Source organism: Pseudomonas sp. NPDC087615 (assembly GCF_044743445.1).
GTDB lineage: Bacteria > Pseudomonadota > Gammaproteobacteria > Pseudomonadales > Pseudomonadaceae > Aquipseudomonas > Aquipseudomonas baetica_A.
This window is the reverse complement of sequence record NZ_JBIUWM010000018.1, coordinates 21,011-43,822: the sequence shown is the minus strand read 5'-3', so window position 1 is coordinate 43,822 and position 22,812 is coordinate 21,011. Positions and strand designations below refer to the sequence as shown.

The window sequence follows — 22,812 nt, the reverse complement described above, 5'->3', positions numbered from 1 at the left end:
CGGACACAAGTGTCCGTACTCGGGACTCGGGCTCTAAAACAGAAAGTAGCGTTGAGCCATCGGCAGCGTTTCCGCCGGTTCACACCACAGCAGCACACCGTCAGCCTTGACTTGATACGTCTGCGGATCGACATCGATGTTTGGCAGGTAATCGTTGTGGATCAGGTCGGTTTTCTGCACCTCGCGGCAACCTTTGACCACGGCAATCTTCTTCTTCAAACCCAATGCTTCGGGCAACCCGGCCTCCTGCGCGGCTTGGCTGATGAAGGTCAGGCTGGTGGCGTGCAGCGAGCCACCGTAACTGGCAAACATCGGGCGGTAGTGCACCGGTTGCGGGGTTGGGATCGATGCGTTGGCATCGCCCATCAGGCTGGCGGCAATGGCGCCGCCCTTGAGAATCAGCGTCGGTTTGACGCCGAAAAACGCCGGACGCCACAGCACCAGATCCGCCCACTTGCCGACTTCGATCGAACCGACTTCATGGCTGATGCCATGGGTGATCGCCGGGTTGATCGTGTATTTGGCGATGTAGCGTTTGGCGCGGAAGTTGTCGTTGCCTTCGCCGTCCTGCGGCAAAGGACCGCGCTGTTTTTTCATTTTGTCGGCGGTTTGCCAGGTGCGGGTGATGACTTCGCCAACACGGCCCATGGCTTGGCTGTCGGAGCTGATCATCGAGAAGGCGCCGAGGTCATGAAGGATGTCTTCGGCGGCAATCGTCTCGCGGCGGATGCGGCTTTCAGCGAACGCGACGTCTTCGGCGATGCTCGGGTCGAGGTGGTGACAGACCATCAACATGTCGAGGTGTTCATCGATGGTGTTGCGGGTAAACGGCCGGGTCGGGTTGGTCGAACTCGGCAGCACGTTGGCAAACCCGCAGGCCTTGATGATGTCCGGCGCGTGGCCGCCACCGGCACCCTCGGTGTGGTAGGTGTGGATGGTGCGGCCCTTGAAGGCGCCGAGGGTGGTCTCGACAAAGCCGGATTCGTTGAGGGTGTCGGTGTGGATCGCCACCTGCACGTCATATTGATCGGCGACGTTCAGGCAGTTGTCGATGCTCGCCGGGGTGGTGCCCCAGTCTTCGTGCAGCTTGAGGCCAATGGCGCCGGCCTTGACCTGCTCGATCAACGGTTCCGGCAGGCTGGCGTTGCCCTTGCCGGTGAGGCCGATGTTCATCGCGAAGGCGTCGGCGGCCTGGAGCATGCGCGCCAGATGCCACGGGCCTGAAGTGCAGGTCGTCGCGTTGGTGCCGGTGGCCGGTCCCGTGCCGCCGCCGATCATGGTGGTGACGCCGCTCATCAGCGCCTCTTCGATCTGCTGCGGGCAGATGAAGTGGATGTGCGTGTCGATGCCGCCGGCGGTGAGGATCATGCCTTCGCCAGCGATCACTTCGCTGCCGGCGCCAATGGCCATGGTCACGTTGGGCTGCACGTCCGGGTTGCCGGCCTTGCCGATGGCGACGATGCGACCGTCCTTGAGGCCGACGTCGGCTTTGACGATGCCCCAGTGGTCGATGATCAGCGCGTTGGTGATCACGGTGTCGACCACCTCGGCGGCCAGCAATTGGCTCTGGCCCTGGCCGTCACGGATGACTTTACCGCCGCCGAATTTCACTTCTTCGCCGTAGGTGGTGAAGTCTTTCTCGACTTCGATCCACAACTCGGTGTCGGCCAGGCGCACCTTGTCGCCGACGGTGGGGCCGAACATGTCGGCGTAGGCTTGTCTTGAAATTTTCATGTGCTCGCCTTGGAATTCAATTGTCTTTGAGGCTGTTCGCTGCGCTCACAGATTCGCGAGCAAGCCCGCTCCCACAATTGACCGCATTTCAACTGAAGGGACGCGGTCGAATGTGGGAGCGGGCTTGCTCGCGAAGGGGCCAGAGCGCACACCGTATTATTCAGAGATCACCCATGACCCGTCCGGCAAAACCGAACACCCGGCGATGCCCGGCGTAATCCACCAGCTCAACCTCGCGACTCTGTCCCGGCTCGAAGCGCACCGCCGTGCCGGCCGGAATATTCAGGCGCATGCCACGGCTGGCCGCTCGATCAAAGGTCAGGGCGTCATTGGTTTCGAAAAAGTGATAGTGCGAGCCGACCTGGATCGGCCGGTCGCCGCTGTTGGCGACTTTCAGGCTGACCGTGCGGCGGCCGACGTTGAGTTCGATGTCGCCGGGCTGGATCTGGTATTCACCGGGAATCATCACTGGGCTCCTTGCAGAATCTTGTAGTAGAGGGCAGTTGGCCGATAGGTGCCGTGCGGGTCACAGGCGTAGTCGGGGATTTCACCTGCGCGGATGTAGCCAAGCGCCCTGTAGAAGTCTTCGGCTGGAGAGCCGGCTTCGGTGTCGAGGTAGAGCAGGCCGCGTTTGTGTCTTGGGGCTTCGAGCTCCAGCGCACTCATCAATTGCTGGCCAAGACCGCGCCGACGGGCGTGTTCGCGCACGAGCAGTTTCTGCACTTCGGCGCGATTGAGACCGTTGGCCTTCTGGCACAGTCCCAGTTGCACACTGGCCTGCACTTGCTCGTCCTTGACCACCACCCAGAGCAACACGCTGCCCTTGTTGACGTTGTCCTGAACCTCATCGAAATAGGTGCGAGCCTGAGCCGCATCGAGGTTGGCCATGAATCCGACACTGGCGCCATAACCCACTGCATCGAGCAGCAGATCGATCAGGCCCTGACGATAGTGGGCAAAACTTTCAGCATTGACGCGGCGCAGTTGGGCGGCGTTCATCGATGTCACTCCTTGTTGGCGTCAGGCGGCTGCGCGCCAGGGTTGAGGGTGAGCTGCATGAAGGTCAGGTCGAGCCAGCGACCGAACTTGGTGCCGACTTGCGGCATCTGGCCTGTGGTTATGAAACCGGCGCGTTCATGCAAGCGAATCGAGGCAGCGTTGCCGGTTTCGATGGCGGCGACCATGACGTGCTTGCCACAGGCCCTGGCCCGCTCGATCAGCACGCTCATCAGTTGCGGGCCGAGGCCGTTGCCGCGTTGGTCGCTGCGCACATAAACCGAGTGCTCGACGGTATGACGGAAACCGTCGAATGGCCGCCAGTCACCAAAAGAAGCGTAGCCGAGCACCGCGTTGTCGGCGTCGACGATCACCAGAATCGGATAAGCCAGGGCCTGACGGGCGCTGAACCATGTCTGACGGTTGCCGAGGTCGACGGGCGCGTCGTTCCAGATCGCCGTGGTGTTGAGCACCGCGTCGTTGTAAATGTCGCGGATCGCCGGCAGGTCGGCATGCAGCGCATCGCGAATGCTGTAAGTCATGGCCCGGCCTCAGACGATCGGTTGGTGAACAGTGACCAGTTTGGTGCCGTCGGGGAATGTCGCTTCGACCTGGATCTCGGGGATCATCTCCGGGATGCCTTCCATCACTTGTTCGCGGGTCAGCAGGGTGGTGCCCAAGTGCATCAGCTCGGCCACGGTCTGGCCGTCACGGGCGCCTTCGAGCAGCGCGGCGGAGATGTAGGCCATGGCTTCGGGGTAGTTGAGCTTCACACCGCGCGCCAAACGCCGTTCGGCGACGAGGCCGGCGGTGAAGATCAACAGCTTGTCTTTTTCGCGTGGGGTCAGGTCCATTGTTGGGTTCCATCAGGGCAGATTGAAAAATGTGCACAAATCCCCTGTGGGAGCGGGCTTGCTCGCGAAAGCGGTAGGTCAGCCAGCATCTGTGTGAATGACACGCCGCCTTCGCGAGCAAGCCCGCTCCCACAGTTGGATTGCATTTCAGGTGTTCCAGATTCGAGGGGGCTGGGCTTCGCGGTCTAGCAGCGCCGGGCGTAACAGGCGCCATAAATCGATGAGCCAGGCACGCGCGAGCAATGCTTCGTTAGCCAGACAACGAGCCACCAACAGCCCCGGCAACTGCGTCAGATCCCCGCGCACGTCATGGCCCAACGAGCGGCAGCGCTCTAGCCGTTCAGCATCAATCTCACCGGTCACCAGCAACGTGGCAAACACCGGATGGCCGTCCAGCCCTATCGGCGAATCGAGCAAACCGTCATCGCCGACAATGCGCTGGCGCTCATGCCAGAGCAATCGACCGTCGCGACGAATATCCAGGTGCGATTGAAAATGCCCGAGGTCGAAACGCTCGCCGCTGGCCGGGCGACCCAGCGCCACCACGTCCCAGTAGAACAGCCGCGCATCCCCCTCAAGCTCAATCGAGGTGGTCAGCTCAGCCTGTGCGGCGCTGTAGACGATGGTTTCCTGTGGCAGCCATTCCAGCGTTGCTCCGGCAGCGACTTTCAAGTCGAGCTTTTGAAAGGCAGGGCCCGCGGCGCGATACCACTTGGCCGCGCCGGGGCTGGTGATCTGCGCCCAGGCGTGCGGTTCGACGCGGGCGCTGATGTCCAGCCGATCACCGCCGGCAATGCCACCCGGCGGATGGACGATGATGTGCTGGCAGACCTCGGGACCTTCGGCATACAGATGCTTCTGCACCCGCAGCGGGCCGAGGTGTCGGCGCTGAACCGGGCGCGTGCAGTCGCCGAAGCGGGCGTACGCCAACTCCAGCTCGGCGTGCCAGCTCGGGGTAAACAGGGCAGTCGTTAAAGGTAAATTCATGTTTTCTGATTATCGTTAGGACGCTACAGGTTAGATCGTAACCAGTCCGCGCACACCCTCGGCTTCCATGTTTTCTCCGCGTCCCTGCTGGACAATCTCGCCCCGGGACATCACCAGGTACTGATCGGCCAGTTCAGCGGCGAAATCGTAGAACTGCTCCACCAGCAGAATCGCCATGTCGCCTCGGGCTGCGAGCTTTTTGATCACCGCGCCAATCTCCTTGATCACCGACGGCTGAATACCTTCGGTGGGTTCGTCGAGGATCAGCAACCGCGGACGACTGGCCAGGGCTCGACCAATGGCCAACTGTTGTTGCTGACCACCGGACAAGTCGCCGCCGCGCCGCTGCTTCATTTGTAGCAGCACCGGGAACAATTCGTAGATGAACGCCGGGACTTCCTTGGCCTCGGAACCAGGAAAACGCGACAGGCCCATCAGCAGATTTTCTTCCACCGTCAGACGCCCGAAAATCTCCCGGCCCTGCGGCACATAAGCGATCCCGGCGTGCACCCGCTGATGCGGCTTGAGCGTGGTGATCGGTTTGCCTTCCCAATTCACTGCGCCTTCCTTGGCCGGCAACAGACCCATCAGGCATTTGAGCAGGGTGGTCTTGCCCACGCCGTTGCGCCCGAGCAAGCAGGTGACCTCGCCGACCTTCACGTCAAAGCTCAGGCCGCGCAGGATGTGGCTACCGCCGTAGTACTGGTGCAGCGTGTCGACTTGCAGCATTCTCAAATTCTCCTCAAATCCCCTGTGGGAGCGGGCTTGCTCGCGAATGCGGTGGATCAGTCGCCATCAACTTTGAATGACACACCGCATTCGCGAGCAAGCCCGCTCCCACATTGGAAAGGTGTTTTCAGGGTCAGCGGCCGAGGTAGACCTCGATCACCCGCTCGTTTTCCTGCACCTGCTCAAGCGACCCTTCGGCCAGCACGCTGCCCTGGTGCAACACCGTGACGTGATCGGCAATCGAGCCGACAAAGCCCATGTCGTGTTCCACCACCATCAGCGAATGCTTGCCTGCCAGCGACTTGAACAGCTCGGCGGTGAATTCGGTTTCAGCGTCGGTCATGCCCGCGACCGGTTCGTCGAGCAGCAGCAGTTGCGGGTCTTGCATCAGCAACATGCCGATTTCCAGAAACTGCTTCTGGCCGTGGGACAACAAGCCCGCCGGGCGATTGACCGAGGAGGTCAGGCGAATGGTTTCCAGCACTTCGCTGATGCGCTCACGTTGCTCGCCACTCAGGCGCGCACGCAAACTGGCCCACACTGATTTGTCGGTTTTCTGCGCCAATTCGAGGTTTTCGAACACGCTCAGCGCTTCGAACACTGTCGGCTTCTGGAACTTGCGGCCGATGCCGGCCTGGGCGATCTGCACTTCGCTCATCTGCGTCAGGTCCAGGGTTTCGCCGAACCAGGCCTTGCCGTGACTGGGGCGCGTCTTGCCGGTGATCACGTCCATCAGCGTGGTCTTGCCCGCGCCGTTGGGGCCGATGATGCAGCGCAATTCGCCGACGCCGATGTACAGGTTGAGGTTGTTCAGCGCCCGGAAGCCATCGAAGCTGACGCTGATGTCTTCCAGGGTCAGGATCGTCCCGTGGCGAGTATCGAGCCCCGGGCCAACGCGCTGACCAAGGCCGATCGAGTCGCGGCTGGTGCCCTCATCCTTGTTGGGCTCCACGGGAAAAAAGGCCGGTTCGAGCATGAACTCAGCACTTGCTGTGACGCTCATTGTTCACCTCGTTTCTTCAGCAGACCAATCACGCCTTTGGGCAAGTACAGGGTCACGACGATGAACAGCGCGCCGAGGAAGAACAGCCAGTACTCGGGGAACGCCACGGTGAACCAGCTCTTCATGCCGTTGACCACGCCGGCGCCAAGCAACGGCCCGATCAACGTGCCGCGCCCGCCGAGGGCGACCCAGACCGCCGCTTCGATGGAGTTGGTCGGCGACATTTCGCTTGGGTTGATGATCCCCACCTGTGGCACGTAGAGCGCACCGGCCAAGCCACACAACACCGCGCTCAACACCCAGACAAACAGCTTGAAGCCACGCGGGTCGTAACCGCAGAACATCAGGCGGTTTTCCGCATCGCGCAGCGCCGTCAGCACTCGGCCGAACTTGCTTTGCGCCAGACGCCAGCCGATAAACAGACTCGCCACCAGCAGCAACACCGTCGCCAGAAACAGCACCGCACGGGTGCCCGGTTCCGTGATGCCGAAACCGAGAATCGTGCGGAAATTGGTGAAGCCGTTGTTGCCGCCAAACCCGGTCTCGTTACGGAAAAACAGGAGCATGCCGGCGAAGGTCAGGGCCTGGGTCATGATCGAGAAATACACGCCCTTGATCCGCGAACGGAAGGCGAAGAAGCCGAACACCAGCGCCAGCAAACCCGGCGCCAACACCACCAGGCACATGGCCCAGACAAAGCTGCTGGTGCCGGCCCAGTACCACGGCAATTCGGTCCACGACAGGAAGGTCATGAACGCTGGCAAATCATCACCGGCGGCCTGACGCATCAGGTACATGCCCATCGCATAACCGCCGAGGGCGAAGAACAAGCCGTGGCCGAGGGACAGCAGACCGGCGTAACCCCAGACCAGATCCAGCGCCAGCGCGACGATGGCGTAGCAGAGGATTTTGCCGACCAACGTCAGGGTGTACGCCGAGACATGCAGCGCGTTTTCCGGCGACAACAGCGACAGCAAAGGCATTGCGATCAGTAGCGCGAGGATCACCGCGCCAACGGCAATCGTGACTTTCGGGCCAGCCTTTTGCGTGGCCGTGACTAATAGAGGCTGGTTCATCAGTCGATCACCCGTCCTTTGAGTGCGAAGAGGCCTTGCGGACGTTTCTGAATGAACAGAATGATCAGCGCGAGGATCAGGATCTTGCCGAGCACGGCACCGATCTGCGGTTCGAGAATCTTGTTGGTGATACCGAGGCCGAACGCCGCGAGCACGCTACCGGCCAATTGGCCGACGCCGCCAAGCACCACCACCAAAAACGAATCGATGATGTAGCTCTGGCCGAGGTCCGGGCCGACGTTGCCAATCTGGCTCAGCGCCACACCGCCGAGGCCGGCGATACCAGAACCGAGACCGAAAGCGAGCATGTCGACGCGCCCGGTTGGCACGCCGCAGCAAGCAGCCATGTTGCGGTTCTGGGTGACAGCACGCACGTTGAGGCCCAGGCGTGTCTTGTTCAGCAGCAGCCAGGTCAGCACCACCACAAACAACGCGAAGGCGATGATGACGATGCGGTTGTACGGCAGCACCAGATTCGGCAGCACCTGAATGCCACCGGACAGCCAGGCGGGGTTGGCCACTTCAACGTTCTGTGCGCCGAACAGTAAACGCACAAGCTGAATCAGCATCAGGCTGATGCCCCAGGTGGCGAGCAGGGTTTCCAGCGGTCGGCCATACAAGTGGCGAATCACCGTGCGCTCTAGCGCCATGCCGATGGCGGCGGTGACGAAGAACGCCACCGGCAGCGCGATCAGCGGATAGAACTCGATGGCCTGCGGGGCGTAGCGCTGGAACATCAGTTGCACCACGTAGGTCGAGTAGGCGCCCAGCATCAGCATCTCGCCGTGGGCCATGTTGATCACGCCCAGCAGACCGAAGGTGATCGCCAGGCCCAGCGCCGCGAGCAGCAGGATCGAGCCGAGTGACATGCCGCTGAACGCCTGGCCGAGTATTTCGCCGATCAGCAGTTTGCGTTTCACCTGAGCGAGGCTGGTTTCGGCGGCCGTGCGCACGCTGGCATCGGTTTCGACACCGGGTTCAAGCAAGCCTTCGAGACGAGTGCGAGCCAGCGGATCGCCGGTTTTACCGAGCAAGCGCACAGCGGCCAGCCGCACGGCGGGGTCAGTGTCGACCAGTTGCAGATTGGCCAGGGCCAGGCTCAGGGCGGCGTGGACGCTTTCATCTTTTTCGCCAGCCAGTTGCTGGTCGAGGAATTTCAGCTGCGCGGGTTTCGCGCTTTTCTGCAATTGCTGCGCGGCAGCCAGACGGATTTTGGCGTCGGCGGCGAGCAATTGGTGGCTGGCCAGAGCGGTGTCGATCAGACCCCGCAGGCGGTTGTTCAGGCGCAGGGTTTTGGCTTGGCCGTCGAGGGTCAGTTCGCCTTGTTGCAGGGCGTTGATCAGTTCTATACGGGCCGGGTCGGGCTGCGCGGCCCAGTCTTGCAGCAGTTTGGCTTGTTGCATGGCGTTGGCGGCGACGAAGTCTTCGGCGTCGCCGGAATGCGCGGCCATCGGCAGTAAGAGCGCGATAGCGAGGAATAGACGGTAAAGGGCAGTCAGCATGTCATTGGCCTTACGCGGACAATGTGGGAGCGGGCTTGCTCGCGAATACGATGGGTCAGTCACATTGATGGTGGATGTGCCGCCGTCTTCGCGAGCAAGCCCGCTCCCACAGGGAATTGCATCAGGTCCGGGTTTTGTGCTCGGGCCCTGACACCCAGTGGCTCAGTTGCTCTTCACCGCATAATCCGGCTTCTTGTCGTTGCCTTCGATAAACGGGCTCCACGGCTGCGCACGGATCGGGCCTTCGGTCTGCCAGACCACGTTGAACTGACCATCGGCCTGGATCTCGCCGATCATCACCGGTTTGTGCAGGTGGTGATTGGTCTTGTCCATGGTCAGGGTGTAACCCGACGGCGCGGCAAAGGTCTGGCCGGCGAGGGCTTCGCGGACTTTGTCGACGTCAGTGGACTTGGCTTTCTCCACGGCCTGCGCCCACATGTGGATGCCGACGTAGGTGGCTTCCATCGGATCGTTGGTCACCGCTTTGTCGGCGCCCGGCAGGTTGTGTTTCTTCGCGTAGGCCTTCCAGTCCGCGACGAACTTCTTGTTCACCGGGTTCTCCACCGACTCGAAGTAGTTCCATGCCGCGAGGTTGCCCACCAACGGTTTGGTGTCGATGCCGCGCAGCTCTTCTTCGCCCACCGAGAACGCCACCACCGGTACGTCGGTGGCTTTCAGGCCCTGGTTAGCCAGCTCTTTATAGAACGGCACGTTGGAGTCGCCGTTGACCGTGGAAATCACCGCAGTCTTGCCACCCGCCGAGAACTTTTTGATGTTGGCAACGATGGTTTGATAGTCGCTATGACCGAACGGCGTGTAGACCTCTTCGATGTCCTTGTCGGCCACGCCTTTGGAATGCAGGAACGAACGCAGGATCTTGTTGGTGGTGCGCGGGTAGACGTAGTCGGTGCCGAGCAGGAAGAAACGCTTGGCGCTGCCACCTTCTTCGCTCATCAGGTATTCAACCGCCGGGATCGCTTGCTGATTGGGCGCAGCGCCGGTGTAGAACACGTTCGGCGACATCTCTTCGCCTTCGTATTGCACCGGGTAGAACAGCAGACCGTTGAGTTCTTCGAACACCGGCAATACCGATTTACGCGACACCGAGGTCCAGCAACCGAACACCACGGCAACCTTGTCCTGGGTCAGCAACTGCCGGCCCTTTTCGGCGAACAACGGCCAGTTCGACGCCGGATCGACGACCACCGGCTCCAGCATCTTGCCGTTGACGCCGCCCTTGGCGTTGATCTCATCGATGGTCATCAGCGCCATGTCTTTGAGCGATGTTTCGGAGATCGCCATGGTGCCGGACAACGAATGCAGAATCCCGACCTTGATGGTCTCGGCGGCCTGGACAGTCCAGGTCATGCCCATCGCGGCAATGGATGCCGTGAGTGTGAAAGCCTTGATCAAACTGCGACGCTTCATTGTGCGATCTCCATGAACGTTAAAGTTTTTTATGGTTGGCAGATGCGGACGACTGAAGGGTGTTTTGCAAGGGCTGTGCCCGGTCGGGGAGGGGCAGGGAAATGTCGGTTTAGAGCGCTTGCGCGTGGGTTCGGTGCACCATGAAGGAACGCTCGTGGAGCGTTGGTGCAGGCGGCCGCGCCAGATTGGGGCGCGATCTAGTGGTAAACAAAAATCAAATGTGGGAGCGAGCCTGCTCGCGAAGGCTTCGTGTCAGTCACCTTATCCATTGACTGACACACCGCTTTCGCGAGCAAGCCCGCTCCCACAGTTTTGAAAGGTGGACAGTCAGCGACGGCGCATCAGACCGATGAAGAACAGCCCGCCGATTGCGGCCGTGGCGACGCCGATGGGCAGGTCTTCGGGGGCGATCATCGTGCGTGCGGCGACGTCGACCCAAATCAGAAACACACTGCCGAGCAGCACACACACCGGCAGCAATTGCCGGTGTTCGGCACCGACCAGGCGGCGCGCAATGTGCGGCACCATCAGCCCGACAAACCCGATGGAGCCGCTGATCGACACCAGCACCCCGGTCATCAACGAGGCGATGACAAACACCCGCAAGCGTACCGAGCGAGCATTCAGGCCGAGGGTCACGGCGGTCTGTTCACCGGCCATCAACGCGTTCAACGGACGCGCCATGCCCAGCAGCAAGATCAGCCCGAGCAACACGCTGGCCGCGGGCACTGCGAGCAGCTCCCAGCGCGCCAGGCCGAGCCCGCCGAGCATCCAGAACATCACCGCCGAACTGGCGCGGTGGTCGCCCATGAACAGCAGCAGATTGGCGATCGCCATCATCACGAACGACACCGCCACACCGCACAGCAGCAAGCGATCGCTGTCGAGCCGGCCATGGCGACTGGCAATCGCCACCACCACGAGCATGCTCAGCAACGCGCCGATGAACGCCGCAATCGGCAAGGTCAGCAGGCCGATGATTTCACCGACGTGCAGCACCACAATCACCGCGCCCAACGTCGCTCCGGATGTCACACCGAGCAGATGCGGATCGGCCAGAGGGTTGCGCGTCACCGCTTGCAGCACCGCGCCGATCAGTGCGAGGCCGGCACCGACCAGCGCCCCGAGCAACATACGCGGCACACGGATCAGCCAGACGATATGTTCCTGCCCGGCGCTCCAGTTCACCTCGCCGAAACCGAGCGTCTTGTGCAGCAAAATCCGCCACACCACGTCGACCGGCACCCGCGCCGGGCCGAAGCCGAGCGACACCACACACGACACCAGCAACAGGGCGCTGAGGGCCATCAGCAACAGGGCGTAGCGACGGTTGATCATTCGCCGTGAAAACCTTTGGCCAGTGTTTCAACGGCCAGCACGTTGTCGATTCCCGGCGTGGCTTGCACGTAGGGGATGGCGATGAAGCGCTGGTTCTTGATCGCGTCCACCGATTGCAGCGCTTTGTTCTTCAGCAGGAATTCGATTTTTTGATCGGCGGTGATTTCGCTGTAGTCGACGATCACGATGACCTGCGGATTGTGCTCGACCACTGTTTCCCAGTTGACGCGGGTCCAGCTCGCTTCGACGTCATCGAGAATATTGCGCCCGCCCGCTGCATCGATCAGCGCTTGCGGCATGCCGAGGCGGCCGGACGTCATGGCGCGGTCTTCGCCGCTGTCGTAGAGGAACACGCGGGGTTTCTCGGCGGGCAGGTCTTTGCGCACGTCGGCGACTTGCGCCTGCATCCGGGCGATCAGCGCATTGGCGCGATCCTGCACGTCGAAGATTTTGCCGAGATTGCGCAGGTCGTTGTAGGTGTCTTCAAGCGAGGCGGCCGGGCGCTTCATCACGAAAGCGCAGGACTCGGTCAACTCATACACGTTGATGCCCAGCGGTTGCAGGGTCTGTGGCGTGAGATCACCGCCCACGCGCATGCCGTAATCCCAGCCGGCGAAGAAGAAATCGACGTTGGCGTTGAGCAGGGTTTCCACCGACGGATATTTCGCTGCCAGCTCGGGCAAGCCGTCGAGCAGCGACTGCATATCAGGGGTGACTGACTTCCAGCCACTGACGCCGCTGTAACCGGCCATCCGCGATTTGAGGCCGAGGGCGAGCATCATCTGGGTCATGTTGATGTCGTGGCTGACCGCGTGTTTTGGCGCTTCCTTGAACGTCACTTCGCGGTTGCAGCTTTGAACGGTCAGCGGGTATTTCGTGGCCTCGGCCAAGGCTTGGGCACTGCACAGCACAAGAGCGACGCAAAGCAGGGAACGCACAGTCATGGTCGGGTTATCCAGGTGATTCGCGGGTAGTCGTGAAGGGGGTGAGAGTCGATCAATGCCTCGACGCCGAAAACGTCGCGCAGCAGTTCCGTGGTGAGGACTTCTTGCGGTGTGCCGCTGGCGACGATACGGCCGTGGTTGATCACATAAAGTCGGTCGCAGAACGCGGCGGCCAGGTTCAGGTCGTGGATGCTGGCGAGGGTGCCGATCTTCAGGCGTTTGACCAGTTGCAGCAACTCAAGCTGATAGCGCGGGTCGAGGTGGTTGGTCGGTTCGTCGAGCATTAGCAGTTGCGGTTGCTGGGTCAGGGCGCGGGCAAGAATCACGCGTTGTTTTTCACCGCCGGAGAGGGTGGCGAAGGCGTGGTCTTCGAAGCCGTCCAGGCCGACTGACTTGAGCGCTTGAGTCGCAAGGTTTCGATCCTCGAGGGTTTCGCCGTCGAACAGACCTTTGTGCGGCGTGCGGCCCATGGCGACGACTTCTTCGACGGTCAGGCCGAAAGCGTCGGGGAATTCCTGCAAGACCACAGCGATGCGCTGCGCGCACCAGCGTGAGGATTGTTTCCAGACGTTGTGGTGATCCAGTTTGACCTCGCCGTTTTCCGGCGGGCTGAAGCGATACGCACAGCGCAACAGGCTGGTCTTGCCGCTGCCGTTGGGACCGATCAGGCCGACGAACTCACCGGCGGCCACGTGCAGCGAGGCGTCACGCAGCTGGAACTGGTGATGGCAGTGGCCATGGCCCAGGGGTGTCCAGGCGAGGTTGGCGATTGTCAGTGCGGTCATCTTCTACTCTGAAATATCGGGTGCTGCTGATGACGCCTTCGCGAGCAAGCCCGCTCCCACAGTGGAACGCATTTCAATGTGGGAGCGGGCTTGCTCGCGAAGGGGCCGGTGAATCAAAAGGTGTAATCAGCAGTGACAAAGAACGACCTCGGCTCGCCGAGTGTCCACTGCTGGCCCTCATTGTATTGGCTTTGCGCATATCGGCGGTCAAACAGATTGTTCACCTGCAAACCCAGGGTCGTGTTGTGCAAGACTTGCCAAGACAACGTCGCACCCACCACGGTGCCGTTACTCGGGGCGATCAGATCGAAACCGGACAAGATGTACTTGTTGATCGGGATGGTGAATCACTTCTTCAAAAGAATGCCCGCAGCGTTTTGGCCGCGGGCAGAATGGCAAGCTGGTGTTATACAGTAACGCTATTGATCGCCGACTCATAAGGCCAGCATTTTATAGAACTGCCTGAGACGCGCATCTCGACGGACTCATGATGAAGGTGAGGCAGATTCAGTTTGTCGGCCTAGTCGCGCAAGCAGCAGCCGATCAAGCAACCACACCACCACCAACGAAGCCCCCACCAGAGGAAATATCACCGCCAGCGCCAGCATGATCACCACCCCGGTTTTCCATTTCGGCAAGTCATGACGCAGCGGCGGCACACCGAACTTGCCCTGTGGCCGACGTTTCCACCAGATCACCACACCACTGACAGCGCTGAGCAAAATCATCAGGCAGATCAGCAGCACGACGATCTGGTTGAAGGTGCCGAACATCTTGCCTTCGTGCAGCATCACGCCGATTTCGGTGGCGCGGGCCACCGTGCCGTACTGTTCGAAGCGCACATCGGCGAGGACTTTGCCGGTGTACTGATCGACATGCAGGGTGGCGTCGTTGCGTGGGTCATCGGCGAACACGGCGATGGTGAATACGCCGGTGGCGGTGGTTGGCAGGGTGATGCTGTAACCCGGCTCGACCTTGCGTTGGTTGGCGATGTCCTGCACCGCTTGCAGGCTGATGGCAGGCGCGGCGGGGCCGGCGTGGGCGTCACCGTGGGCCATGTGTTCAGCGTGGTCGCCGGACATCGGCATCGGCGTGTTTTCCATCGCCCATGGCACGGTCTGGCGGGTGGCGCTGTTGAGGCTGCGGGCCTCGACGTCAGAGGTCGGCACGTTGTCCCACATGGCGGCCGGGAACACGTTCCACACCTGTGCGTATTGTTTGCCCCAGAAGCCGGTCCAGGTCATGCCACTGAGCAGCATCACCAGCAACAGGGTCGCGCCCCAGAACCCGGTGACGGCGTGCAGGTCACGCCACAACACGCGGCCGCGACTGTTCAATCGCGGCCAGAGAATGCCGGCTGCCTGACCGCGCGGCCACCACAGGAAAAGCCCCGACACCACCAGCACCACGCCCCAACCGGCGGCCATTTCGATCAATCGGTCGCCTACGGTGCCGATCATCAATTCGCCATGAATCGCGCGGGCGATGGCTTGCAGGTTCTGCTTGGCATCCTGCTCGCCGAGGATGTCGCCGTGGTACGGGTCGATGAACACGTTGAGTTCGTGCCCGGCGTTCTTGACGACAAATTGCGCACTGCGTTCGCCGTTCAGCGGTGGCAGGTACTGCGTGACCTGGCCTTGTGGGTAAGCGCTTTTCACCCGTTGTAGCAAATCGTCGGCCGGAACGGTGTGGTGCCCGGCCGGGACGTTGAGCAGGCTGCTGTACATCAGCGAATCGAGCTGCGGTTTGAACAGGTAAATGATGCCGGTCAGGGCCAACATCACCATGAAGGGCGCGACGAATAAACCGGCATAGAAATGCCAACGCCAGGCCAGGTTGTAGAAATTCGGTTTGGGCTTCTGCATCACGTTTGCTCCGCTTGGCTTGGATCTTTTAGTTGTTCTGCATTGGGTGGAACACCGCATTACCCTTGTGGGAGCGGGGGGCCAGCTCCGTTAGAAACTCATGTCCACCTTGGTCCAGAGCGTGCGCCCCGGTTCGTTGATGGCTTGCGGGTCATTGGCCGGGTAGCCGAAACCGGCGTTGCCCGCCAGGTTCAGGTGTTCGGCGTAAGCCTTGCCGAACAGATTGTCGACGCCGCTGCTGACCTTCCAGTGCTTGTTGATCCGGTAGGCACCGTTGAGCGAGAACACGCCGAAGCCCGAACTCTTGTCGTAATCCTTGCCGACCACGTTGCCCTTGTTCTGGTCGATACGGTTTTGCGCGGCCACTACCCTCCACAGTGCGCCGGCGCTCCAGTTGTCTTCGCTGTAGGTCAGGCCTAAACGTGCATCGAGCGGCGGCATCTGCGGCAGTGCCTTGCCGTCGCTGCTGTTCTTGCCCCAGGCGTAGGCCAGGGTCGCATCGGCTTTCCAGTGGTCGGTGAGTTTGTAAGCAGCACCGAGTTCACCACCCATGATCCGCGCGTCGATGTTCTCGGCGCGGGAGGTCGCGCCCATCATCCCGGGGGTGTAATCGAACAGGATGTAATCGCGTACCACGCCGATGTAGCCGGAGGCCCAGGCTTCGAGTTCGGCGCTCTTGTAGTTCACGCCGAAATCGAACTGCGTGGTCTTTTCCGGTTTGATCGAGTCGAACGCGTTGACCGAACCCGCCGGGCCCGACTTGGGCGAAAACAGTTCCCAGTAATCCGGGAAACGCTGCACATGGCCTAGGCCGGCGAAGAGCGTGGCCGGGCTGTCGGCCAGGTCATGCTCGTAACGGACGAAGCCGCTTGGCAGTGTGTCGGCGCGGGTGTTGTCGGCGGTTGGATTGGGGCGCGACATCATTCCCGAACCGGTGCTCTGCCGATAATCCTTGGCTGAAGCGCGGTCGACCCGAGCGCCGGTGATCAGCCGGTCACGGTCAGAGGCGTACCAGGTCATTTCGCTGAACACACCGTAGTTGTGGAAGTCGGCGTCCTTGTTGCGCGGCACGTTCTTATAGGTGTCGATGCCCATCGCTTTGCGCTGGCGATGCTCGTTGGTCTGCGCATCGAGGCCGGTGATCAACTGGATATCGGCCCAGCGCCAGGTGGCCTTGATCCGCGCGCCGAGGGTTCGGCGGTCGACGTTGGACGCCATCGCCCCGGCCATCATCCCGGTGCCGGACGGCGTGCGCAGGGTGTAGTTGTCCATCACATGGTCGGCGTAGTTGTAGTAGACCTGCGCTTCCAGTTTCTCCAGCACATCGCTGATGTCGGATTTTTCGAAACGCAGCCCGAGGCTTTCACGCAGGAACTGCGAACCGTCCATGCCGCGACCGGCGTAGCGGGCTTCGCCGTCGCCCTTGCCGGCAGTCAGCTCGATCAAGGTGTCGGCGTCTGGGGTCCAGCCGAGCGCCACGTCGCCGTTCCACTTGTCGTAGCGCGAAGCGACGATGTCATTGTTGCCGTCGCGATAGTCGTCGGAATGCGCGGTGTTGCCGATCACCCTTACATAGCCCAGCGGCCCGCCGGCAGCGGCATCGACCACTTTGTCGAAACGGCCGTGGGAGCCAGCCAGAATGCTGGCGTTCACCCGCGTGCCGAGTTCGCCGAAACTCTCCGGCTCACGGTCGAACAGCACCGTACCGGCCGATGCGCCGGGGCCATAGAGCACGGTTTGCGGGCCTTTGATGACGGTGAGCTTGTCGTAGGTTTGCGGCGAGATGTACGACGTTGGCGCGTCCATCCGGCCGGGGCAGGCGCCGAGCATCATGCTGCCGTTGGTGAGAATGTTCAGCCGCGAACCGAACATGCCGCGCAGCACCGGATCGCCGTTGGTACCGCCGTTGCGCACCAGGGCGAAGCCCGGAATGGTCTTCAGGTAATCACCGCCATCACTGGCCGGCACCGGTTGGCGCGGATCCTTGGGGTTGGTGACAACCGTCAGTGGCGAACTCGGCGCAATGGCGGTGATCACCGTCGGGCTCAGTTCATCCGCGTGTGCGGCGTGATCATCGGCCAGCACCAGAGGGGACAGCAGGACGCCGCAAAGGACGGCGGTCGCGTGCCTGAAACGAATACGCGATTCGTTCAAAGCGAAGGACGCCTGGGCAGCGCCCGAGCGTGAAACAGCAGAAAACCTGGACATGACAATTTCCATCAAACAGTCGTAAACGACACGGCCGGCAGCCTGAAGCTGTCTTCTCAACCGTGTGTAATCAGAGGTGGGTGTTTACGCGGCGATGGGCGGGGCGCGGGTGCGGGCGCCGGGGAAGAAGGTTTGCCGGGCGTGGCCCAGGCGCGGGGAGGGCGGGGTGAAGGGGTTGGCGTGGGCGATGCTGAATGCGACGAACGAGCCACCGCCGGTCAGCGCCGGGCAATTGAACAGCAGGCTGCAATAGCCGCACTTTTCCCACAGTGCGTGGTGCGCGGATTGCGGCGGGCAGTGTTCGGCGCAAGGCTTGGCGCCGTGCCCGGCGTGCTCCATGTCCGGCATATCCATCGCCATGTCCATGCTCATCGGCATGGAGGTCGAGGCGTGTTGATCCATCGGCATCGACTGAGAAATCAGTGGGCCGATGAAGATCATCAACATGGCGAACAGGGCGATCCAGCTGCCGCAGGTCAGATGTTCAGTCTGACGGCGTTGCAGGGATGGCCTGGCGCTCAGCGGGCGCATGGGCGTCGTTAACCGTATCGGTTATTGGGCGTGCGCGTGTTCCGGCATGTCGTGCGGCGGTTTTTTCTGCACGGCGACTTCGACGGTGACGTCCCCGGCCTTCTCGAAATGCATCGTCAGCGGAAAGCGTTTGCCGTCGCTGAGCAGGCTGCGATCGGTCGGGTTGAGCAGCATGACGTGATAGGCCATCGGCGCGAACGTCACCTTGCCGCCGGCCGGAATGTCTACGCTCGGCACTTGCTGCATCTTCATCAGATCGCCCTGCATCACATGCTCGTGCAATTGCGCTTCGGGGGCGATAGGCGAGTCGACACTGAGGAGTCGATCGGCCGTTTTGCCGGCGTTATGAATCACGAAATACGCCGCGACGGTGGGTGCGTTGGGCGGCAGTTCCTGCGACCACGGGTGGGCGATTTCCAGCTCCCCGGCCTTGTATTCATGGGCATGGGCAAAACACGCAGGCAACAGCAACGCAGCGAGGACGATGATTTTTTTCAACATGGCAGTTCTCCAGAACGATTTGAAACGCAGGTCAATTGCGCGAACAAATCAAACCAGAGGGGAAGCGCGGGGATTGAGGCTCGGCCATTGCTGGCGCGGTGTGGGTGTTTGCAGTGAGGCGGGTGCCACGCTGCGATTGCTCTCAAAACGGGCGAAATACAGCGGTGGCGCATGCCCTGGCAGCGCCACCAAAGGCGCCGACCCCGAGCAACACCAGCAATGCTGCATGTTGGAGTGGCTGTCGCTGGGCGGAGCTTTCTGATCCGTGGTGCCGATGTTGATCGCCACCATTTTCGTCCCGCTGCCGGTGCAGAAACTGCTCCACAGCAGTTGTTCGGCCGGTGAATTGGCCGCTTGCGCCATCGCCCCCGTCATCGGCATGGCAAGCATGTTGAACAGCACTGCAAAGCAGGCGATCCAGGCAATGGCTAGCCGTTGTCGGTTCATGGGACAGATCCGTTGGGTGGGCGATCAGGCGCGGCTATTTAGCCTGATCGGGGCCGATAAGTAAAAAAGCGTCGTGCGGTTTGGTGTCGCAGCGCACTCTTCAATTACGTGCTCAGTTCACTGGTACGGCATGAACCTGCATATCGACACCAAGCGTAGCGCGGATTACCGAAAATATTTTGGCCAGGTTGTCCATGCTCGGATTACCGTTGGCTGACAGCATTCGATGCAGGCTTTTACTGGGTTTTTGGGTCTCCCTTGCAAGCTCTTCGAAGCCGACCGTCGCGTTAACAAGATCGCGCAAAATGATCCTCGCCATTTCTGGTTCGCCATTCAGGAACAGCGTAGCGGCCTCATCCAGCAATGCTTGAGCAAACTCCGGGTCTCGTTGGGCACGTTCTGCAATTGAATGTTTGTAGCTTCGAGTGAGAACCATCAAATTACCTCCGGTCCTGTTCAGCTTTTTTTCGAGTTCGAAATTCGGCTATCAACGCTTTCGCTTGTTTGATGTCTTTTTTTTGTGTGGATTTGTCTCCTCCTCCGAACAAAATGATCAGCCGTTTTCCTTCTTGTATGAGATAGATTCTGTACCCTGGTCCCCAATTGATTCTGTATTCGCCTAGACCGTCGAACCATTTGATGTTGGAAGTGTTGCCCATTTCCAATCGAATCATTGCATTAGAAACCTTGATTGCCGCTTGTACGTTCAGCGTGGAAATCCACCGGCCAAACGGGCTTGATTCATCTTCCTGCAGATATTCTTCGAGTGTGATCACGGCTGACTCTGAAGGTAACAAATAGGTTACTTATCACACAAGCTGTGGATCTTGCCTTACAGGTCGATTGCCTCCAACGCAGCCAGTGTTTCTTGAAGCGACAGAAACTCCCGATCAACCCCCGGCAACCCCGGCCGCTTCAACACCAGAACCGGCACCCCACGCTCGCGCGCCACTTCAAGCTTCGGCTCGGTCGCGGTGCTGCCACTGTTCTTGCTGATCAGCACATCGATCTGCTGGCGCTCGAACAACGCTCGTTCATCCTCCAGCAGAAACGGTCCGCGAGCGCCGATGACTTCGCAACGCTCGTTGCCGGGATAAACATCGAGGGCGCGCAGGGTCCAGAATTGATCCGCCGGGATTTCGTCCAGATGCTGCAACGGTTCGCGACCGAGGGTGAACAGTGGGCGGCGAAACGGCGCCAGAGCGCTGATCAATTCGGCCCAGTCGCTGACTTCGCGCCAATCGTCACCCGGTTGCGGCTGCCATGCGGGGCGGCGCAGAGCCCAGCAGGGGATGCCGGTCAGTTGCGCGGCGGTGGCAGCGTTCTGGCTGATTTGCGCGGCATAGGGGTGGGTGGCGTCGAACAGCAGATCAATGCCTTCGTCACGGATGAATTGCGCCAGCCCTTGGGCGCCACCGTAGCCGCCGATGCGCACCTGACAGGTCAGGTCGGTGGGCACACGGCCCACCCCAGCCAGGCTGTAAATGTGCGAAGGCCCTAATGTCCGGGCGATGGCCAGTGCTTCGGTCACGCCGCCCAGTAGCAAAATGCGCTTCATGCCAACCCTCCTGCGTGACCGACGATGCCGCCCTGACGGTCAATCGCAAACACTTCGACCTGTACCTGCGCCGGTACCACGCTGCGGGCGAAATTCAGCGCATGGCGACACACCTCATCGCCCAGCGCGATCCCCACCGCACTGGCCATGGCCAATGCCTGCTGGCTGGTGTTCGCCGCACGAATGTCGCGCTGCAAACCTTCATCGGCACCGATGGCGGCGGCCCATTCGGCCAGTTGCGGCAAGTCGATGCTGGAATGTCGTGAGTGCAGATCCATATGCCCGGCCGCCAATTTACTGATCTTGCCGAAGCCGCCGCACACACTGAGTTTATCCACAGGCACCTTGCGCAGGTGCTTGAGCACGGCGCCGACGAAGTCGCCCATTTCGATCAGGGCGATTTCCGGCAGGTCGTAGACCCGGCGCATGGTGTCTTCGCTGGCGTTGCCAGTGCAGGCCGCGATGTGCAGAAAACCGTTGGTCTTGGCGACGTCGATGCCTTGATGGATCGATGCAATGTAGGCCGCGCAGGAAAACGGCCGAACGATGCCGCTGGTGCCGAGGATCGACAGCCCGCCCAGAATGCCCAAGCGCGGGTTCATGGTTTTCAGCGCCAGCGCCTCACCGCCCTCGACATTCACCGTGACCTCGAAGCCGCCACGGTAACCGGTCTCGGCGGCGAGCAGGCTCAGGTGGTCGCTGATCATCTTGCGTGGCACCGGGTTGATCGCCGGTTCGCCCACGGCCAGCACCAGCCCCGGGCGGGTCACGGTGCCAACGCCTTTGCCGGCCATGAAACGAACGCCTGGCTCAGTCATCAGTTGCACCCGCGAGTAAAGCAGCGCGCCGTGGGTCACGTCCGGATCGTCGCCGGCATCCTTGATCGTCCCGGCTTCCGCGCCGTCGTCGGTCAGTCGACAGAACTCCAGACGCATCTGCACCTGTTTACCTTTGGGCAGCACGATTTGCACGGCGTCGGCCGCCGTGCCGCCCAGTAGCAGGCGTGCGGCGGCGAGGCTGGTGGCCGTGGCGCAACTGCCGGTGGTCAGGCCGCTGCGCAGTGGCGCGGGTTGTTCGGCGGTTTCGTCACGCATCGAGGGGTTTGACCAGATCGAGCAAGGTGATCGGCAATGCCTGGCGCCAAGTGTCGAACTCGCCCAGTGGTTGCGCCTGGGCGACGTGGATGCGCGTCAGCTCACCGCCGTAACGTTCGCGCCAGTTCATCAAGGTGATTTCGCTTTGCAGGGTCACCGCGTTGGCGACCAGTCGGCCACCGGGTTTGAGCTGTTGCCAGCACGCCTCGAAGACACCTTCGCGGGTTACGCCGCCACCGATGAAAATCGCGTCCGGGCGCTCCAGACCTGCGAGAGCCTGCGGCGCACGACCACGGATCAGTTGCAGACCCGGCACACCCAGCGCCTCGCGGTTGTGTTCGATCAATTGCTGACGGCCCTCATCGGCTTCGATGGCCAGCGCCCGGCAGCTCGGGTGGGTGCGCATCCATTCGATGCCGATCGAGCCGCTGCCGGCGCCGACATCCCAAAGCAATTCGCCCGGCGTCGGGGCGAGGCGGGCGAGGGTGATGGCGCGCACGTCGCGCTTGGTCAGTTGACCGTCATGCTGGAAGGCCGAGTCGGGCAGGCCAGCGAGGCGCGACAGACGCGGAGTGTGGCTGTCGGCCAGGCATTCGATGGCAATCACATTGAGATCGGCAGTCGGCCCGTTGTTCCAGTCATTGGCGCTGCTGTCGAGCCGCCGCTCGGCCGCACCGCCCAGATGCTCCAGAACGCTCATCCGGCTCGCGCCAAAACCACGATCACGCAACAGCGCCGCCACAGCTGCCGGGCTCTGCCCGTCATTGCTCAACAGCAACAGGCGCACGCCGCTGAACAATTGGGCATTGAGCGCCGTCAGCGGGCGGGCGACCAGTGACAGCGTCACCACGTCCTGCAATGGCCAGCCGAGGCGGGCAGCGGCCAACGAACAGGAGGAAGGCACGGGCAGAATCAGCATCTCGTCGCTCGGCACCTGACGCGCGAGGCTGGCGCCAACGCCGTAGAACATCGGGTCACCGCTGGCCAGCACGCAGACGGCCTCGCCGTGTTGTCCCAGCACCGGCGCCAGGGAAAACGGGCTCGGCCACAACTGTCGCTCGCCACGAATGCACACCGGCAGCAAGTCCAGTTGCCGCTGGCCGCCGACGATCCGCGAGGCGCCCATCAGGGCTCGTCGGGCGTTTTTGCCCAAGCCCTTGAAGCCGTCTTCACCGATTCCCACAACCGTCAGCCAGGGTGACATCTATATTCCTCTAAACATGTCGATCCGA

General features: G+C 61.5%; 25 protein-coding genes. All 25 read right to left on the bottom strand.

Annotated features, from left to right (window positions below):
• Positions 1–33 precede the first annotated feature (33 nt).
• Positions 34–1,734, bottom strand: a complete 1,701-nt coding sequence (gene ureC / locus ACIOU6_RS11380) for an urease subunit alpha (RefSeq protein ID WP_221732841.1) — start codon at positions 1,732–1,734, stop codon at positions 34–36.
• A 160-nt stretch (positions 1,735–1,894) separates the two neighbouring features.
• Positions 1,895–2,200: an urease subunit beta gene (locus tag ACIOU6_RS11375; protein WP_007915947.1), complete on the bottom strand. Its 306-nt coding sequence runs from the start codon at positions 2,198–2,200 to the stop codon at positions 1,895–1,897.
• Positions 2,200–2,733, bottom strand: a complete 534-nt coding sequence (locus tag ACIOU6_RS11370; protein WP_401136247.1) for a GNAT family N-acetyltransferase — start codon at positions 2,731–2,733, stop codon at positions 2,200–2,202. Before ACIOU6_RS11370 ends, ACIOU6_RS11375 begins: the two co-directional genes overlap by 1 nt.
• A gap of 5 nt (positions 2,734–2,738) precedes the next feature.
• Positions 2,739–3,272 carry a GNAT family N-acetyltransferase gene (locus ACIOU6_RS11365; RefSeq protein WP_401136244.1) on the bottom strand — a complete coding sequence of 178 codons (534 nt, stop codon included), beginning with the start codon at positions 3,270–3,272 and terminating at the stop codon, positions 2,739–2,741.
• Between the two features lie 9 nt (positions 3,273–3,281).
• Positions 3,282–3,584 carry an urease subunit gamma gene (ureA, locus tag ACIOU6_RS11360; protein WP_221732838.1) on the bottom strand — a complete coding sequence of 101 codons (303 nt, stop codon included), beginning with the start codon at positions 3,582–3,584 and terminating at the stop codon, positions 3,282–3,284.
• A gap of 147 nt (positions 3,585–3,731) precedes the next feature.
• Entirely contained in the window at positions 3,732–4,571 is an 840-nt protein-coding gene (locus ACIOU6_RS11355; protein ID WP_401136241.1) for an urease accessory protein UreD, read from the bottom strand.
• 30 nt (positions 4,572–4,601) lie between these two features.
• On the bottom strand, positions 4,602–5,300 hold the full coding sequence (gene urtE / locus ACIOU6_RS11350) for an urea ABC transporter ATP-binding subunit UrtE (RefSeq protein WP_221732836.1): 699 nt from the start codon (positions 5,298–5,300) through the stop codon (positions 4,602–4,604).
• Between the two features lie 133 nt (positions 5,301–5,433).
• Positions 5,434–6,303 (bottom strand): urea ABC transporter ATP-binding protein UrtD, encoded by an 870-nt coding sequence (urtD, locus tag ACIOU6_RS11345; protein ID WP_401136238.1) that lies wholly within the window; start codon positions 6,301–6,303, stop codon positions 5,434–5,436.
• Positions 6,300–7,379: an urea ABC transporter permease subunit UrtC gene (gene urtC / locus ACIOU6_RS11340; RefSeq protein WP_221732835.1), complete on the bottom strand. Its 1,080-nt coding sequence runs from the start codon at positions 7,377–7,379 to the stop codon at positions 6,300–6,302. Before urtC ends, urtD begins: the two co-directional genes overlap by 4 nt.
• Positions 7,379–8,881, bottom strand: a complete 1,503-nt coding sequence (urtB, locus tag ACIOU6_RS11335; RefSeq protein WP_401136235.1) for an urea ABC transporter permease subunit UrtB — start codon at positions 8,879–8,881, stop codon at positions 7,379–7,381. The genes urtC and urtB overlap by 1 nt, the downstream gene beginning before the upstream one ends.
• 162 nt (positions 8,882–9,043) lie before the next feature.
• Entirely contained in the window at positions 9,044–10,309 is a 1,266-nt protein-coding gene (urtA, locus tag ACIOU6_RS11330; protein ID WP_221732833.1) for an urea ABC transporter substrate-binding protein, read from the bottom strand.
• 327 nt (positions 10,310–10,636) lie between these two features.
• On the bottom strand, positions 10,637–11,647 hold the full coding sequence (locus ACIOU6_RS11325; protein WP_221732832.1) for an iron ABC transporter permease: 1,011 nt from the start codon (positions 11,645–11,647) through the stop codon (positions 10,637–10,639).
• A complete protein-coding gene (locus ACIOU6_RS11320) occupies positions 11,644–12,591 on the bottom strand; it encodes an ABC transporter substrate-binding protein (RefSeq protein ID WP_401136230.1) in 948 nt (315 codons plus the stop codon). The genes ACIOU6_RS11325 and ACIOU6_RS11320 overlap by 4 nt, the downstream gene beginning before the upstream one ends.
• The gene (locus ACIOU6_RS11315; RefSeq protein ID WP_221732830.1) at positions 12,588–13,376 is read right to left on the bottom strand and encodes an ABC transporter ATP-binding protein; all 789 of its coding nucleotides are present in this window, start codon (positions 13,374–13,376) and stop codon (positions 12,588–12,590) included. Before ACIOU6_RS11315 ends, ACIOU6_RS11320 begins: the two co-directional genes overlap by 4 nt.
• A gap of 113 nt (positions 13,377–13,489) precedes the next feature.
• The gene (locus ACIOU6_RS11310) at positions 13,490–13,696 is read right to left on the bottom strand and encodes a hypothetical protein (RefSeq protein ID WP_401136326.1); all 207 of its coding nucleotides are present in this window, start codon (positions 13,694–13,696) and stop codon (positions 13,490–13,492) included.
• Between the two features lie 165 nt (positions 13,697–13,861).
• A complete protein-coding gene (locus ACIOU6_RS11305; protein WP_401136227.1) occupies positions 13,862–15,241 on the bottom strand; it encodes a PepSY-associated TM helix domain-containing protein in 1,380 nt (459 codons plus the stop codon).
• 90 nt (positions 15,242–15,331) lie between these two features.
• A complete protein-coding gene (locus ACIOU6_RS11300; RefSeq protein WP_401136224.1) occupies positions 15,332–17,449 on the bottom strand; it encodes a TonB-dependent copper receptor in 2,118 nt (705 codons plus the stop codon).
• 84 nt (positions 17,450–17,533) lie between these two features.
• On the bottom strand, positions 17,534–17,980 hold the full coding sequence (locus tag ACIOU6_RS11295) for a DUF2946 domain-containing protein (RefSeq protein WP_401136221.1): 447 nt from the start codon (positions 17,978–17,980) through the stop codon (positions 17,534–17,536).
• 21 nt (positions 17,981–18,001) lie between these two features.
• Positions 18,002–18,481, bottom strand: a complete 480-nt coding sequence (locus ACIOU6_RS11290) for a copper chaperone PCu(A)C (protein WP_221732826.1) — start codon at positions 18,479–18,481, stop codon at positions 18,002–18,004.
• 48 nt (positions 18,482–18,529) lie between these two features.
• A complete protein-coding gene (locus ACIOU6_RS11285) occupies positions 18,530–18,928 on the bottom strand; it encodes a DUF2946 domain-containing protein (RefSeq protein ID WP_221732825.1) in 399 nt (132 codons plus the stop codon).
• 112 nt (positions 18,929–19,040) lie between these two features.
• Entirely contained in the window at positions 19,041–19,364 is a 324-nt protein-coding gene (locus tag ACIOU6_RS11280) for a DNA-binding protein (protein WP_221732824.1), read from the bottom strand.
• Between the two features lie 4 nt (positions 19,365–19,368).
• Entirely contained in the window at positions 19,369–19,704 is a 336-nt protein-coding gene (locus tag ACIOU6_RS11275; protein WP_401136216.1) for a type II toxin-antitoxin system RelE/ParE family toxin, read from the bottom strand.
• Positions 19,705–19,760: 56 nt separating this feature from the next.
• Positions 19,761–20,486, bottom strand: a complete 726-nt coding sequence (locus ACIOU6_RS11270) for a cobalt-precorrin-6A reductase (RefSeq protein WP_401136213.1) — start codon at positions 20,484–20,486, stop codon at positions 19,761–19,763.
• Positions 20,483–21,580, bottom strand: a complete 1,098-nt coding sequence (locus tag ACIOU6_RS11265) for a cobalt-precorrin-5B (C(1))-methyltransferase (protein ID WP_401136210.1) — start codon at positions 21,578–21,580, stop codon at positions 20,483–20,485. The genes ACIOU6_RS11270 and ACIOU6_RS11265 overlap by 4 nt, the downstream gene beginning before the upstream one ends.
• Positions 21,573–22,784: a precorrin-6y C5,15-methyltransferase (decarboxylating) subunit CbiE gene (cbiE, locus tag ACIOU6_RS11260; RefSeq protein ID WP_401136207.1), complete on the bottom strand. Its 1,212-nt coding sequence runs from the start codon at positions 22,782–22,784 to the stop codon at positions 21,573–21,575. The genes ACIOU6_RS11265 and cbiE overlap by 8 nt, the downstream gene beginning before the upstream one ends.
• Between the last annotated feature and the right edge of the window lie 28 nt (positions 22,785–22,812).

Excerpts from the sequence above, each read along its gene's own strand:
- ACIOU6_RS11305 (WP_401136227.1), bottom strand. The coding sequence starts at position 15,241 with ATGCAGAAGCCCAAACCGAATTTCTACAACCTGGCCTGGCGTTGGCAT.
- urtC (WP_221732835.1), bottom strand. The coding sequence starts at position 7,379 with ATGAACCAGCCTCTATTAGTCACGGCCACGCAAAAGGCTGGCCCGAAA.
- ureC (WP_221732841.1), bottom strand. The coding sequence starts at position 1,734 with ATGAAAATTTCAAGACAAGCCTACGCCGACATGTTCGGCCCCACCGTC.
- ACIOU6_RS11280 (WP_221732824.1), bottom strand. The coding sequence starts at position 19,364 with ATGGTTCTCACTCGAAGCTACAAACATTCAATTGCAGAACGTGCCCAA.
- ACIOU6_RS11365 (WP_401136244.1), bottom strand. The coding sequence starts at position 3,272 with ATGACTTACAGCATTCGCGATGCGCTGCATGCCGACCTGCCGGCGATC.
- ACIOU6_RS11370 (WP_401136247.1), bottom strand. The coding sequence starts at position 2,733 with ATGAACGCCGCCCAACTGCGCCGCGTCAATGCTGAAAGTTTTGCCCAC.
- urtE (WP_221732836.1), bottom strand. The coding sequence starts at position 5,300 with ATGCTGCAAGTCGACACGCTGCACCAGTACTACGGCGGTAGCCACATC.
- ACIOU6_RS11320 (WP_401136230.1), bottom strand. The coding sequence starts at position 12,591 with ATGACTGTGCGTTCCCTGCTTTGCGTCGCTCTTGTGCTGTGCAGTGCC.
- ACIOU6_RS11270 (WP_401136213.1), bottom strand. The coding sequence starts at position 20,486 with ATGAAGCGCATTTTGCTACTGGGCGGCGTGACCGAAGCACTGGCCATC.
- ACIOU6_RS11265 (WP_401136210.1), bottom strand. The coding sequence starts at position 21,580 with ATGCGTGACGAAACCGCCGAACAACCCGCGCCACTGCGCAGCGGCCTG.
- ACIOU6_RS11375 (WP_007915947.1), bottom strand. The coding sequence starts at position 2,200 with ATGATTCCCGGTGAATACCAGATCCAGCCCGGCGACATCGAACTCAAC.
- ACIOU6_RS11355 (WP_401136241.1), bottom strand. The coding sequence starts at position 4,571 with ATGAATTTACCTTTAACGACTGCCCTGTTTACCCCGAGCTGGCACGCC.
- ACIOU6_RS11295 (WP_401136221.1), bottom strand. The coding sequence starts at position 17,980 with ATGCGCCCGCTGAGCGCCAGGCCATCCCTGCAACGCCGTCAGACTGAA.
- ACIOU6_RS11315 (WP_221732830.1), bottom strand. The coding sequence starts at position 13,376 with ATGACCGCACTGACAATCGCCAACCTCGCCTGGACACCCCTGGGCCAT.
- urtA (WP_221732833.1), bottom strand. The coding sequence starts at position 10,309 with ATGAAGCGTCGCAGTTTGATCAAGGCTTTCACACTCACGGCATCCATT.
- cbiE (WP_401136207.1), bottom strand. The coding sequence starts at position 22,784 with ATGTCACCCTGGCTGACGGTTGTGGGAATCGGTGAAGACGGCTTCAAG.
- ACIOU6_RS11290 (WP_221732826.1), bottom strand. The coding sequence starts at position 18,481 with ATGTTGAAAAAAATCATCGTCCTCGCTGCGTTGCTGTTGCCTGCGTGT.
- urtD (WP_401136238.1), bottom strand. The coding sequence starts at position 6,303 with ATGAGCGTCACAGCAAGTGCTGAGTTCATGCTCGAACCGGCCTTTTTT.
- ureA (WP_221732838.1), bottom strand. The coding sequence starts at position 3,584 with ATGGACCTGACCCCACGCGAAAAAGACAAGCTGTTGATCTTCACCGCC.
- ACIOU6_RS11325 (WP_221732832.1), bottom strand. The coding sequence starts at position 11,647 with ATGATCAACCGTCGCTACGCCCTGTTGCTGATGGCCCTCAGCGCCCTG.
- ACIOU6_RS11285 (WP_221732825.1), bottom strand. The coding sequence starts at position 18,928 with ATGAACCGACAACGGCTAGCCATTGCCTGGATCGCCTGCTTTGCAGTG.
- urtB (WP_401136235.1), bottom strand. The coding sequence starts at position 8,881 with ATGCTGACTGCCCTTTACCGTCTATTCCTCGCTATCGCGCTCTTACTG.
- ACIOU6_RS11300 (WP_401136224.1), bottom strand. The coding sequence starts at position 17,449 with ATGTCCAGGTTTTCTGCTGTTTCACGCTCGGGCGCTGCCCAGGCGTCC.